Origin of the sequence: Kocuria salina (assembly GCF_013368965.1) — a bacterium.
GTDB classification, from domain to species: Bacteria; Actinomycetota; Actinomycetes; order Actinomycetales; family Micrococcaceae; genus Kocuria; species Kocuria rosea.
Genome location: NZ_SSSF01000004.1, coordinates 172,013 through 185,957, shown reverse-complemented (window position 1 = coordinate 185,957; position 13,945 = coordinate 172,013). Strand labels below are relative to the sequence as shown.

The window sequence follows — 13,945 nt, the reverse complement described above, 5'->3', positions numbered from 1 at the left end:
CCGGCCGGACCGCGGCCGTTCCGAAGGATTGCTGGACAGGGCACGTGCAGAGCACGCACCGGGTCAGTCTACGGACGGAGGAAAAGGGGCGCAACACGCGACCCGCCGCGGCGCGCGGGCTCAGAACTGTGTGACGCCGTACGGGGCGGTCGGGGTCTCCATGAAGTCCTGCAGGTCCCGTAGCGAGTCCTCGTCCCGGGCCACGATCAGTCCCGCCTGCGCGAGGGTGCTCGCCTTCACCGCCCCGAGGTACAGGGACCCGAGCACGTCCACCCGCATCGCCACGTCGGCCCCGTCGGGCAGCTCCACCGCGGGGACCGACCGCCCGGCGTCGTCGTCGGCGGTGCGGGGCCGGTCGCCCAGCCGCTCGACCACGGGCGTGCCGCTGCTGGTGTCCAGTGCCCAGACGCCGTCGGCGTAGCCCATCGAGTCCACGAGGGAGATCACGATCCGCCCGCGGAAGGTGTACGGGCGGGCCTCCAGCGCGGCGGCGGGGTCCAGGACCCGCACCCACACCTTGTCGGACTCCGCGGTGACGCGGTACTTGGCCCGGTCCGCCATCGCCCACACCAGCGGGTCCTCCACGGGGGCGCGGCCGAAGCGGACCTGGTCCACGAGGTCCAGGGAGGTCACGAACTCCCACAGGGCGATCGACACGTCCGGGGAGGCGCCCACGAGGTCGAGCACCGTCAGGGTCAGCGGGTAGGAGGTGTTGGGCTCGAACCGGTAGGTCACGTAGCCGTCCGGGCGCATCGCGTCGTCGTAGTGCACGGCGCAGCGCACCTCGGGGTCCGCCTTCTGCGGGGTGATGGCGTACTCCCCCGTGTACTCGGGCCAGTGGTAGGCCACCCGGCTCACCGACCCGTGGGAGCTCTCGTGGAAGCGCTGGAAGAGCACGGGGGCGAGCTGGCGCACCGCCTCGCCGTCGGCCATCTCCACGCTGCCCACGGTCGGGGCCTTGAGCTGCAGGCGGGTCGTGGCGTCCACGGTGACCTCGCGGTTGAACGTGGCCGCGCCGAACCCGAACCGGCCGTAGATGGTGGCCTCGGTCGCGGTCAGCAGCGCCACGGGGTAGCCGTCCCGCCGGGCGCGGTCGAGCTCTCCCGTCATGAGCCGGCGCAGCAGCCCGCGGCGGCTGTGCGTGGGCCGCACGGTGACCTCGGAGATGAGCCGGGCCCGCAGCAGCCGGCCGCGGCCCGCGTTGAGCGAGCCCTCCCAGGAGGTGAAGGTCGCCACGGGCCGCCGGGTGGGGAGTGCCGCCTCCGGCACGGCGTGCGGGTACGCCGCCCGCAGCCGCACCCGCTCGGCGTGCATCCAGGACAGGGTGCGCTCGAGGGTCTCGTCGGTCGGCTCCGCCTGGTGGAAGCCCTGCCGGATGGCCCGCACCCACTCCACGGCGGCCGGGTTGGCCGCGACGCCGCCGGGGCCCACGCCGAACTCCGCGAAGGTGTAGTCGTGCCCGCCGGCCGAGTAGGACTCGGTCACGGTGCCGGGGGTGGACGGTGTCGTCGGAGCGTCGTGCTGGGGGTCCATGGTGGGTTCCTCGTTCGCGGTGGGGTCGGGGAGCGGGCCGGCCGGGGCGCCGGTCCGGCCGGTCAGTGGGCCGCCTCGTGCCAGGAGCGGCCCGCGCCGACGTTGACCTCCAGCGGCACGGACAGCTCGGCGGCGCCGCCCATCTCCTCGCGCAGCACCCGCTCCACGGTCTCGCGCTCCCCGCGCACGACCTCCACCACGAGCTCGTCGTGGACCTGCAGGAGCATCCGGGAGCCGAGGCCCTCGTCGGCGAAGCGCCGGTCCACCCCGAGCATCGCCTTCTTGATGATGTCGGCGGCCGAGCCCTGGATGGGGGCGTTGAGGGCGGCGCGCTCGGCCATGGAGCGCAGCTGCCGGTTGTCGCTGGAGAGGTCCGGGAGGTACCGGCGGCGGCCGTCGATCGTGGCCGTGTAGCCGTCCTCGCGGGCCTGCTCCACGACGCCGCGCAGGTAGTCGCGCACCGCCCCGAACCGGGTGAAGTAGTCGCTCATCAGGGTGCGGGCCTCGTCGACGGGGATCCGCAGCTGCTTGGAGAGCCCGAAGGAGCTCAGCCCGTAGACCAGCCCGTAGCTCATGGCCTTGACCTTGGAGCGCATGGGCGCGGTGACCTCCTCCGGGGCCACGCCGAAGATCTTCGAGCCGACGAAGCGGTGCAGGTCCTCGCCGCTGCGGAACGCCTCGATCAGCGCCTCGTCCCCGGACAGGTGCGCCATGATGCGCATCTCGATCTGGGAGTAGTCGGCGGTGAGCAGCTGCTCGTAGGCCCGCCCGTCCTCCGGGCGCCCGACCACGAACAGCCCGCGGATGCGGCGGCCCTCCTCGGTGCGCACGGGGATGTTCTGCAGGTTGGGGTTGGTGGAGGACAGCCGGCCGGTGGCGGCGACGTTCTGCATGTAGGTGGTGTGCACGCGGCCGTCCTCGGCGATGGCCTTCTGCAGGCCCTCGACGGTCTGGCGGAGCTTGTTGGCGTCCCGGTAGGCCAGCAGGCCGGCGAGGAAGCGGTGCCCCTTGGAGTCCGGGTCGGTGCGGGTGAGCAGCTCCGCCACGGCGTCGGCGTCGGTCGTGAAGCCGGACTTGATCTTCTTGGTCTTCGGCAGCCCCAGCTCCTCGAACATCACCTGCTGCAGCTGCTTGGTGGAGCCGAGGTTCACGGGCTCCGCGATCTGGGCGTGCGCCTCCTGCTGCGCCTGCTCGATCACCCGGGCGAAGTCGTCGAGCAGGACCTGCACCCCCTCGGGGTCCACGGCGATCCCGGCGAGCTCCATCCGGCCCAGCACCACGGCCAGGGGTAGCTCGAGGTCCGTGAGGAGGGCGGTCTGGTGGGTCTCGGCCAGCTTCTCCAACAGGTGCTCGGAGAGCTGGACGGTGGCGACCGCCAGCTCCGCCTCCCGCCGCAGCACCGCCGGGGCGGGCCAGGGCTCGGCGTCCAGGGCGAGCTGCTGCTGCCCCTCGGCGGCGGGGCCGTCCGCGGCGGGGGCCACCGCCAGGCCCAGCCGGTCCTCGAGCAGCGCGGGGAGCTCGTAGCTGCGCCGCGCCGGCTGCAGCAGGTAGGCCGAGAGCTGGGGGTCGTCCACGACCCCGGCCAGCGGCAGGCCGCGCACCGCGAGGGACTTCCAGACGTCCTTGAGCCCGTCCACGATCTTGGGCCGGTCCGCGTCGGCCAGCCAGCGGGCCAGTGCGGACTCGAGGCCGGAGTCGGCGGCCGCGAGGTCCAGGAACAGCGCGGACGGCTGGTGGCCGCCGCGGGCGAGGACCGCCCCGGAGAGCTCGCGGGCGCCCGGCAGCACGGGGTCGTCGTCGCGGTGCAGGGCGTGCAGCACCACGGGGCCCTCCCCGCCGGCCAGCCACTGCTCGAGGTCCTCGGCGGTGCCGGGGCGCTCGACCTCGCCCAGGCCGAGGTCGGCCGGCGGGGCCGCCTCCTCGGCGGGGCGCCCGAAGGCGTCGAAGAGCCGGTTGCGCAGGCCGTCGCCGAACTCGAGGTCGTCGAAGACCTCCCCCACCGCCTGGGCGTCGGGCACGGGCAGGCCGGCGTCGGCGAGGTCGACGTCCAGCGCGAGATTGGTGATCAGGCGGTTGAGCCGGCGGTTGCGCTCGACGTCGGCGCGGTGCTCGCGCAGCGCCTCGCCCTTCTTGCCCTTGACGCGGTCCGCGTGCGCGAGGATCGCGTCGACGCCGCCGTAGGCGAGGATCCACTTGGCCGCGAACCCCGCGCCCACGCCGGGGATCCCGGGGAGGTTGTCGGCCTGCTCCCCGGTCAGGGCCGCGAGGTCCGGGTAGTGCTGGGGCGGCACCTTGTACTTCTCCACCACGGCGGCGGCGTCCATGTGCTTGAGGTCGGACGGGGTGCGCCCGGGGTAGACCACCGTGACGTGCTCGTCGATCATCTGGAAGGCGTCCCGGTCCCCGGAGAAGACCAGCACCTCGTAGTCCTGCTCGGCGCCGCGGCGGGCGAGGGTGGCGAGGACGTCGTCGGCCTCGTGGCCCTCGGCGGTGACCACGGGCACGCCCAGGGCGTCGAGGATCCGGCGGATCTGCGGGACCTGCCCGTGGAACTCCTCGGGCGTCTCGTCCCGTCCGCCCTTGTACTCCTCGTACTCCTGGGAGCGCAGGGTGGGGCCGTCGAGGTCGAAGGAGACCACCAGGTGGGTGGGCTTCTGCTCGCGGATCAGCTTCACGAGCGTGTTCACGAAGCCGTAGACGGCCTCGGTGTGCCGGCCGTCGGAGGTCACGAAGGCGGGCCCGCCGCCGTACTCCGCGGCGCGGGACAGCGCGAAGAACGCGCGGAAGGCCAGGGAGTGGCCGTCGACCAGCAGCAGCTTCCGCTCGGGCCGGGAGACCGGGTGGGGGATCTCGACGTCGACGGGGTGGTCGGTGTCGGTCCCGACGGTCACCGTGCGGACAGCGGTCTCGGGGCTCGGGTCGGTCTGCGTGTGCTGCGTCGTTTTCTCCACGGACCCATCCTAGGGCCGGGCGGGAGCCGGGGCAGGCGGTCCGCCGGGGCCCGGCGGGTCAGCCCGCGCGGCCGGACGGCGCGCTCAGGCGACCTGGTTGATGATGGCCTCGGCGACCTCCCGCATGGACAGCCGGCGATCCATGGAGGTCTTCTGGATCCAGCGGAACGCCTCGGGCTCGGTGAGGCCCATCTTGGTGGTCAGCAGCGACTTCGCGCGCTCCACGAGCTTGCGGGTGGCGAACTGCTCCTTCATGTCCGAGACCTCGCGCTCCAGCGCGGCGATCTCCTCGGCGCGGGAGATCGCGATCTCGATCGCGGGCACGAGGTCGTCCACCGTGAACGGCTTGACCACGTAGGCCATGGCCCCCGCCTCGCGGGCCCGCTCCACGAGCTCCCGCTGGCTGAAGGCCGTCAGCAGGACCACCGGGGCGATCCGGTCCGAGGCGATCTGCTCCGCCGCGGTGATCCCGTCGAGGACGGGCATCTTCACGTCCATGAGCACGAGGTCGGGGCGGTGCTCGCGGGCGAGCTCCACGGCGCGCTGGCCGTTGTCGGCCTCCGCGACCACCTCGTAGCCCGCATCCTGGAGCATCTCCACGATGTCCAGGCGGATCAGGGTCTCGTCCTCGGCGACCACCACCCGGCGGGCCGGGCGCAGGTCGTTCTCCGCCGCCTCGCCGGACAGGTCGTCGCGGGTCTCGGGCTCCTCCGCCGGGGAGGGGTTCGGCTGCTCCGTCACGCTGACTCCTTGGCTGCTGGTGCGTCGTTGCCCGCGCCGCGCGGGCAGCGGGGCCGGCGGCGCCAGACTGCCCGGCGCCGCGCATTCCGTCCGATCAGCCCCAGCCTATAACTGTTGTAGAGTGGTCGAGCGCAGGAGCCGCCCTCCCGAGGCGGCGCGGACTGCGACCGCAGGCCCAAGTGGCGGAATTGGCAGACGCGCCGCACTCAAAATGCGGTTCCCCTGGAGTGTGGGTTCGAGTCCCACCTTGGGCACCAGCACCCCGGACCTCTCGGTCCGGGGTCTTCTCGTCCCACCCCCGTGCCGTCAGCCCGCGGCGCCCCGCTCCCGCACCAGGTTGGTGACCCGGGCGGTGGACAGCCGCCGCCCCCGCTCGTCGGTCATCACGACCTCGTGGACGGTGAGCGTGGCGCCCAGGTGCAGCGCCGTGCACGTGCCGGTGACCGTCCCGGAGGCCACGCCGCGCTGGTGCGTCGCGTTGACGTCGACACCCACCGCGTACCGCCCCGGACCGGCGTGCACGCTCGCCGCGGTCGAGGCGAGCGTCTCGGCGAGGACGCAGTGCGCCCCCCCGTGCAGGATCCCGCCCGGCTGCGTGTTCGGCTCGACCGGCATCGTGGCGACCGCCCGCCCGGGCGTGAGCTCCGTGAACCGGATGCCCATCGCCCGGGCCAGACCACCCATCCCGTGACCGGGGAAGGCGGCGTGCAGCTCCTCGGGGACCCCGTGCTCGCGCAGGTCCCGGGAGTGCTCCTCGGGGGTCATGGCCGGGGGGCTGCTCACCCTTCCCGCCACGGTCCCACGCGCTCGCGCCGCTGCCCGCTGCCCAGCAGCTCCCCGGCGTCGGCGACGTCGCCCACGCGGTGCACCTTGACGAGGTTCGTGGTGCCGGCGACCCCGGGGGGCGAGCCGGCGCAGATCACCACGAGGTCGTCCTTGCCGGCCAGGCCCTGCTCCTGCAGGTGCAGGTCGACCTGCCGGGTCATCTCGTCCGTGTGGTCGACCTTCGCGACCTGGATGGGCTGCACCCCCCACAGCAGGGACATGAGCGCCGTGACGAGGGGCTCCGGGGTGAACGCCAGGATCGGGTGGGCCGGGCGCAGCCGGGACAGCCGGCGGGCGGAGTCCCCGGACTGGGTGAACGTGCAGAGGTAGCTCACGTCGAGCTGCCGGGCGATGGTCACCGCCGCCCGCGTCACCGCACCGCCGCGGGTGCGCGGCTCCGTGCCCAGCGCCGGGACGCGCTCCAGGGCCTGGGACTCGGTGGCCTCGATGATGCGGGCCATCGTCTCGATCGTCTCGATCGGGTACTTGCCCACCGAGGTCTCCCCGGAGAGCATGACCGCGTCGGCGCCGTCGAGCACGGCGTTGGCGCAGTCGGAGGCCTCGGCCCGGGTGGGGCGCGGGCTGTCGATCATCGACTCGAGCACCTGGGTGGCGACGATCACGGGCTTGGCCCAGCGCCGGGCGAGCTCGATGGCGCGCTTCTGCACGATCGGGACCTGCTCCAGCGGCAGCTCCACGCCCAGGTCACCGCGGGCCACCATGATGCCGTCGAACGCGTCGATGATCTCGTGCAGGGCGTCCACCGCCTGCGGCTTCTCGATCTTGGCGATCACCGGCAGCCGCCGGCCCTCCTCGTCCATGATCTCGTGCACCCGCACGATGTCCTTGGCGTCGCGCACGAAGGACAGGGCGATCAGGTCCACGCCGCGGCGCAGAGCCCAGCGCAGGTCGTCCTCGTCCTTGTCGGACAGGGCCGGGACGTTCACGGCCACGCCGGGAAGGTTGATGCCCTTGTTGTTGGACACCGCCCCGCCCACGACCACCTCGGTGGTGACGGTGGTGTCGGAGACGGCGGTGGCGCGCAGGGCGACCCGGCCGTCGTCGATGAGCAGCGGGTCGCCCACGTTGACGTCGCCCGGCAGGGCCTTGTGCGTGGTGGAGCACAGGCTCGCGGTGCCCTCGACGTCCTCGACGGTGATGGAGAACACGTCGCCGGGGAGCAGCTCGTGCGGGCCGTCCGCGAAGCGGCCGAGCCGGATCTTCGGTCCCTGCAGGTCCGCGAGGATCGCGACCGTCTGCCCGGCGTCCGCCGAGGCGCGCCGCAGGTTCTCGTAGGACGCGTCGTGCACGGAGTGGTCGCCGTGGCTCATGTTGAGCCGGGCCACGTTCATGCCGGACCGGATCGCCTGGGAGAGGTTCTCGTACGAGGAGATGGCCGGGCCGATCGTGGCCACGATCTTTGCTCGTCGCATGTGTGCCGCCTTGGGTCGAGGGATGCCACCGGGGAGGACGCGCACAGCACTGCGGCCGGGGGCTCCGTCGCGCAGGACACGACGCAGCTCCCGGCCGCACTGCCTGGATGTCCGCCCTGGGGCGGGAGGTCGTTCCCAGCCTACCAACGCCGCCGCCGGTGTCGAGGCGCCCGGCCCGTCGGCCCGCCCCGGACGTGCGACGGCGCGGGCCGCCACCTCCCTCTCGGAAGGGGGCGGCCCGCGCCGCGGGACCGTGGGGCCCGGTGCCGTCCTACAGGGTGAGGTCGATGGCCCGGTCGGTCGGGGCCACGGGCTCGGGCAGACGGGTCGAGCCCATGAGGAACCGTTCGACGGCGGCCGCGCAGGCGCGGCCCTCGGCGATCGCCCAGACGACGAGGGACTGGCCGCGGCCGGCGTCGCCGCACGCGAAGACGCCGTCCACGCTGGTCATGTACCGGTCGTCCCGGGCCAGGTTGGTCCGGCCGTCCAGCTCGGCGCCGATCTGCTCGGTGATGTCCTCGGACTCGTTGCCGGTGAAGCCCAGGGCCAGGAAGACGAGGTCCGCCGGGATCACCCGCTCGGTGCCGCCCTTGGGGGCGCGCCGGCCGTCGGGCAGGTACTCGGTCTCGGCGACCTTCAGGCCGGTGAGCCTGCCGCCCTCCCCCACGAACTCCACGGTGGAGGCCATGTAGGTGCGGTCGCCGCCCTCCTCGTGGGAGGTCGAGACCTCGAAGACCTTGGGCATCATGGGCCACGGGTCGGCGTCGGAGCGGTCCGCGGCGGGCTTGCGCCCGATCGCCAGGGACGTGATCGACGCCGCGCCCTGGCGGTTGGCGGTGCCGATGCAGTCCGAGCCGGTGTCGCCGCCGCCCAGGACGATGACGTGCTTGCCCGCCGCGGAGATCTGGTCCTCGACCTCGTCGCCGGCCACCACGCGGTTGCCCTGCACCAGGTAGTCCATCGCGAAGTGGACGCCGTCCAGGTCCCGGCCCGGGATCTCGAGGTCCCGCGGCCGGGTGGCGCCGGTGGCGACCACCACGGCGTCGTAGCGGCGCTTGAGCTGGTCCCAGGTGATGTCCTTGCCGATCTCCACCCCGGGGCGGAAGCGGGTGCCCTCGGCGCGCATCACGTCGAGGCGCCGGTCGAGGACCTCCTTCTCCATCTTGAAGTCGGGGATGCCGTAGCGCAGCAGCCCGCCGATGCGGTCGTCGCGCTCGTAGACCGCCACCGTGAACCCGGCCTGGGTCAGCTGCTGGGCGACCGCGAGGCCGCCGGGCCCGGAGCCCACGACCGCCACGGTCTTGCCGACCAGGCGCTGGGGCACGTACGGCTTGACGATGCCCTCGTCGAAGCCCATCTCCCCGATCGAGTACTCGATCTGCTTGATGGTCACCGCCGGCTGGTTGATGCCGAGCACGCACGAGGACTCGCACGGGGCCGGGCAGACCCGCCCGGTGAACTCCGGGAAGTTGTTGGTGGCGTGCATGCGCTCGACCGCCTCGGCGTCGAGGCCCCGCCACACGAGGTCGTTCCACTCGGGGATCAGGTTGCCGAGGGGGCAGCCCTCGTGGCAGAAGGGGATCCCGCAGTCCATGCACCGGCCGGCCTGCTTCTGCAGGACCCCCCGGTCCTGGGCCTCCTGGACCTCCTTCCAGTCCATGATCCGGACGGGCACCGGCCGCTTGGGGCGGTCGACGCGCTCGGTCACCTTCATGAAACCGCGCGGATCAGCCACGGGTCGTCACCTCCAGGATCTTGTGCCAGGCCTCGTCGCCGTCGGGGTCCTGCCCCTGGGTCCGGGCCTCTTCGCGGATGCCCTGCACGGCGGCGTACTCCCGCGGCAGGACCTTGGTGAAACGCCCGAGCGTGGCCACGGGGTCGGCCAGGAGCCGGTCCGCGAGCTCGGAGCCCGTCTCCTCGGCGTGCTTCGTGATGAGCGCCAGCACGACTTCGGCGTCCGCCTCGTCCAGGGGCAGCAGCTGCAGCTCGCCGCCGTCGCGCGCCTGCTTGTTGACCGAGGTCTCGGCGAGGTCGATGACGTAGGCCACGCCGCCGGACATGCCGGCGCCGAAGTTGCGCCCCGTGCGGCCGAGCACCAGGGCGGTGCCGCCGGTCATGTACTCGCAGCCGTGGTCGCCGATGCCCTCGACCACCGCCGTGGCGCCCGAGTTGCGCACCAGGAACCGCTCGCCCACGGTGCCGCGCAGGAAGATCTCCCCGCTCGTGGCGCCGTAGCCGATCACGTTGCCCGCGATGACGTTCTCGGAGGCCTCGAACACCGCGTCCCGCTCGGGGCGCACGATGATCCGCCCCCCGGACAGGCCCTTGCCGCTGTAGTCGTTGGCGTCGCCCTCGAGCCGCAGGGTGATGCCCTGCGGGAGGAACGCGCCGAGGGACTGGCCGGCCTGGCCCGTGAGCGTCACGTCGATGGTGTCGTGGGCGAGGACGTCCGTGCCGAACGTCCGCGTCACCACGTGGCCGAGCATCGTGCCGACCGCGCGGTCCGTGTTGATGATGTGCTGCTGGATCCGCACGGGCTCGCGCTTCTCCAGGGCGGCCCGGGAGAGCCGGATCAGCTCGTTGTCGAAGTGCTTCTCCAGCTCGTGGTCCTGGCCGCGCATGTTGCGCACCGCCGCGCCCCGGTGCTCGAGCACCGTGGAGTGCAGGATCGGCGAGAGGTCCAGCCCGTGCGCCTTCCAGTGGTCGATGGCGTCCTTGGTCTCGAGGACCTCGGCGTGCCCGACGGCCTCCTCGATCGAGCGGAACCCGAGCTGGGCCAGGTACTCCCGGACCTCCTCGGCGATGAACTCGAAGAAGTTCACCACGTGCTCGGCCCGCCCCGTGAACCGCTTGCGCAGCTCCGGGTTCTGGGTGGCCACGCCCACCGGGCAGGTGTCCAGGTGGCACTTGCGCATCATGATGCAGCCCTCGACGATCAGCGGCGCCGTGGCGAAGCCGAACTCCTCCGCGCCGAGCAGCGCGGCGACGATCACGTCCCGGCCGGTCTTCATCTGCCCGTCCGCCTGGACGACCACGCGGTCCCGCAGCCCGTTGAGCATCAGCGTCTGCTGGGTCTCGGCGAGGCCGAGCTCCCAGGGGGCGCCGGCGTGCTTGAGGGAGTTCAGCGGGGCCGCGCCCGTGCCGCCGTCGTGCCCGGAGACGAGCACCACGTCCGCCTTGGCCTTGGTGACGCCCGAGGCCACGGTGCCGATGCCGATCTCGGAGACCAGCTTGACGTGCACCCGGGCCTGCGGGTTGGAGCGCTTGAGGTCGTAGATCAGCTGCGCCAGGTCCTCGATCGAGTAGATGTCGTGGTGCGGCGGCGGCGAGATCAGGGACACGCCCGGGGTGGAGTGGCGCGTGCGGGCGATCCACGGGTACAGCTTCTGGGCCATGAGCTGGCCGCCCTCGCCGGGCTTCGCGCCCTGGGCCATCTTGATCTGGATGTCGTCGGCGTTGGTCAGGTACAGGCTCGTGACGCCGAACCGGCCGGAGGCCACCTGCTTGATCGCCGAGCGCCGCTGCGGGTCGAGCAGCCGGTCGACGTCCTCGCCGCCCTCACCGGTGTTGGACTTCGCGCCGAGCCGGTTCATCGCGATCGCCAGGGTCTCGTGCGCCTCCTGGGAGATGGAGCCGTAGCTCATCGCCCCGGTCTGGAAGCGCTTGACGATCGAGCTGACGGGCTCGACCTCCTCGAGCGGCACCGGCTTGCGGTCCGCGGTGAAGCCGAGCAGCCCGCGCAGGGTCAGCAGCTTCTTCGTCTGGTCGTCCACGAGCTTCGTGTAGGACTTGAAGATGTCGTAGCGGCCGGTGCGGGTGGCGTGCTGCAGCCGGAAGACGGTCTGGGGGTTGAACAGGTGCGGCGGGCCGTCCCGGCGCCAGTCGTACTCGCCGCCGGTCTCGAGGTCCCGGTGGGGCTCGGTCACGCCGTCCGCCGGGTACGCCCGGCGGTGGCGGGAGGCCGTCTCCTCCGCGATCACGTCGAGGCCGATGCCGCCGATCTGGGTGTGGGTGCCGGTGAAGTAGTCGTCCACGAGCTCGCGCGACAGGCCGAGGGCCTCGAAGACCTGGGCGCCGCAGTAGGAGGAGACCGTGGAGATGCCCATCTTGGACATGATCTTCTGCACGCCCTTGCCCAGGGCCTTGATCAGGTTGTGCACCGCGTGCTCGGTGGTGATCCCGGTGAGGTCGCCCGAGCGGACCAGCTCCTCCGCGGACTCCATCGCCAGGTAGGGGTTCACCGCGGACGCGCCGTAGCCGATGAGCAGCGCCACGTGGTGGACCTCGCGCACGTCACCCGCCTCCACGACCAGCGCCACCTTGGTGCGGGTCGCGGAGCGCAGGAGGTGGTGGTGCACGGCCGAGGTGAGCAGCAGCGACGGGATCGGGGCCCACGCGCCGTTGGAGTCGCGGTCGGAGACGATCACGTACTCGACGCCGCGGGCCACCGCCGCGGAGACCTTCTCGCAGATCTCCGCGATCCGGGCGCGCAGGGACTCCGCGCCGCCGTCGGGGCGGTACAGGCCCCGCACCTTGAGGGCCGCGGGCATCCCGTCCTCGCCCTCGAGGTGCAGGAACTGGTCGAGCTGGTCGTTGTCGATGACCGGGAAGTCCACCGCGACCTGGCGGGTGCGGACCCGCTCGGTGGTCAGCAGGTTGCCGGAGGGGCCCACGGAGCCGCGCAGGCTCGTGACGAGCTCCTCGCGGATGGCGTCCAGCGGGGGGTTGGTGACCTGGGCGAAGGACTGCACGAAGTAGTCGAACAGGGTGCGGGACTTCTCGGAGAGCACGGCGATCGGGGTGTCGGTGCCCATCGCGTAGATGGGCTCGGCGCCCTTGGCCGCCATGGGCCCGACGATCATCTTCAGCTCCTCCTGCGTGTACCCGAAGGTCTTCTGGCGCAGGGTGATGGAGGAGCGCGGGTGGATCATGTGCTCGCGCTCGGGGAGGTCCGTGATGTCGACGATGTTGCTGTCGGCCCACTCCTCCCACGGGGCGGCGGAGGCGATCTGGGCCTTGATCTCGGCGTCCTCGACGATCCGGCCCTGCGCGGTGTCCACGAGGAACATCGTGCCCGGGGACACGCGGCCCTTGCGCACGATCTTGCGGTCCCCGACGTCGACGACGCCGACCTCCGAGGCGAAGACGACCAGGCCGTCGTCCGTGACCCAGAACCGGCCGGGGCGCAGCCCGTTGCGGTCCAGCAGGGACCCGACCTGCACGCCGTCGGTGAAGGCCACCGCGGCGGGCCCGTCCCACGGCTCCATGAAGGAGGCGTGGTAGCGGTAGAACGCCTTGCGGGCGGGGTCCATGGTCTCGTGGTTCTCCCAGGCCTCCGGGATCATCATCATCATGGCCTGGGTGACCGGGCGGCCGGAGAGCACGAGCAGCTCGGCGACCTCGTCCAGGGACTGCGAGTCGGAGGCGCCCTCCGAGCAGATCGGGAACAGCTCCTCGGGGTTGCGGCCCAGCAGCGGGGACTTCAGCTGCGACTGGCGGGCGCGCATCCAGTTCCGGTTGCCCTTGACGGTGTTGATCTCGCCGTTGTGCGCGAGCGTGCGCATGGGCTGGGCCAGCGGCCACGAGGGGAAGGTGTTGGTGGAGAACCGGGAGTGCACGATCGCGAGCTCGGTGGTGAACCGCTCGTCGGACAGGTCCGAGTAGAAGGGCTCGAGCTGCTGGGTGGTCAGCATGCCCTTGTAGACGATCGTGCGCGAGGACAGCGAGGGGAAGTAGACGCCGGACCGGTTCTGGGCGCGCTTGCGCAGCCGGAACGCCTTCTGGTCCAGGCGCCGCCGGGCGGCCTCGTCCTCGGGGGCCGGCGTGGTCTCGGCCACGAAGAGCTGCACGAAGTAGGGCATGACCTCCCGCGCGGACCGGCCCACCACGGACTCGGCGATCGGGACGGGCCGCCAGCCGAGGACCTGCAGCTCCTCGGAGCGCGCGAGATCCTCGAGGGCGCCCTGGATCCGCTCCGCGTTCTCCCCGCCGTGCGGGAGGAACGCGGTGCCCACGGCGTAGCCGCCCAGGGGCGGCAGCTCGAAGTCCAGCACGGCGCGGAAGAACGCGTCCGGCAGCTGGGTCAGCAGCCCGGCGCCGTCACCGGTGCCCTCGTCGCCGCCCACGGCGCCGCGGTGCTCCAGGTTGCGCAGTGCCGTCAGCGCCGCGTCGACGATCTCGTGGCTCGGGGCGCCGTTGAGGGTCGCGACCACGGCGAGGCCGCACGCGTCCTTCTCCTCGTCCGGGTGGTAGAGGCCCTGCTCCTCGGGCGCGTTGGAGAACTGCTCGAACGGGGACTCCGGCTGCTCCTGCGCGGTCTCGGCGGGATCGGCCGGACGCGGGTCCGTGCCGCCCTGGGCGGAAGTGTCACCGGGGGTGCCGGCCGGGGTAGAGGTCATGACTGACGTCTCCTCACCATGGGATGCGGTCAACAGGAGCGGCCCCCGCGGCAGAGCTCCGGTC

General features: G+C 72.4%; 7 protein-coding genes and 1 tRNA gene. 1 reads left to right on the top strand and 7 read right to left on the bottom strand.

The window, feature by feature from the left end; translation table 11 throughout:
- Nucleotides 1-120 precede the first annotated feature (120 nt).
- From E7Z53_RS09975 to E7Z53_RS09965, 3 genes are all read right to left on the bottom strand, one after another.
- A complete protein-coding gene (locus E7Z53_RS09975) occupies nucleotides 121-1,533 on the bottom strand; it encodes a GNAT family N-acetyltransferase (RefSeq protein ID WP_095650999.1) in 1,413 nt (470 codons plus the stop codon).
- Nucleotides 1,534-1,595: 62 nt separating this feature from the next.
- On the bottom strand, nucleotides 1,596-4,484 hold the full coding sequence (gene polA, locus E7Z53_RS09970) for a DNA polymerase I (protein WP_176337688.1): 2,889 nt from the start codon (nucleotides 4,482-4,484) through the stop codon (nucleotides 1,596-1,598).
- Between the two features lie 84 nt (nucleotides 4,485-4,568).
- Nucleotides 4,569-5,171, bottom strand: coding sequence for an ANTAR domain-containing response regulator (locus tag E7Z53_RS09965; protein WP_031282683.1), 603 nt, complete (start codon nucleotides 5,169-5,171; stop codon nucleotides 4,569-4,571).
- 227 nt (nucleotides 5,172-5,398) lie between these two features.
- On the opposite strand from E7Z53_RS09965, the gene E7Z53_RS09960 reads away from it, so the two are divergent.
- A tRNA-Leu gene (locus E7Z53_RS09960) sits at nucleotides 5,399-5,482 on the top strand.
- 49 nt (nucleotides 5,483-5,531) lie between these two features.
- Here the strand turns inward: E7Z53_RS09960 and E7Z53_RS09955 are convergent.
- The 4 genes from E7Z53_RS09955 to gltB form a co-directional block, all read right to left on the bottom strand.
- Nucleotides 5,532-6,008, bottom strand: coding sequence for a PaaI family thioesterase (locus E7Z53_RS09955; RefSeq protein WP_017832866.1), 477 nt, complete (start codon nucleotides 6,006-6,008; stop codon nucleotides 5,532-5,534).
- A complete protein-coding gene (gene pyk / locus E7Z53_RS09950) occupies nucleotides 6,005-7,483 on the bottom strand; it encodes a pyruvate kinase (protein WP_035924007.1) in 1,479 nt (492 codons plus the stop codon). Before pyk ends, E7Z53_RS09955 begins: the two co-directional genes overlap by 4 nt.
- 271 nt (nucleotides 7,484-7,754) lie before the next feature.
- Nucleotides 7,755-9,218, bottom strand: coding sequence for a glutamate synthase subunit beta (locus tag E7Z53_RS09945; RefSeq protein ID WP_031283259.1), 1,464 nt, complete (start codon nucleotides 9,216-9,218; stop codon nucleotides 7,755-7,757).
- A complete protein-coding gene (gene gltB, locus E7Z53_RS09940; RefSeq protein WP_176337687.1) occupies nucleotides 9,211-13,881 on the bottom strand; it encodes a glutamate synthase large subunit in 4,671 nt (1,556 codons plus the stop codon). Before gltB ends, E7Z53_RS09945 begins: the two co-directional genes overlap by 8 nt.
- Nucleotides 13,882-13,945 lie beyond the last annotated feature (64 nt).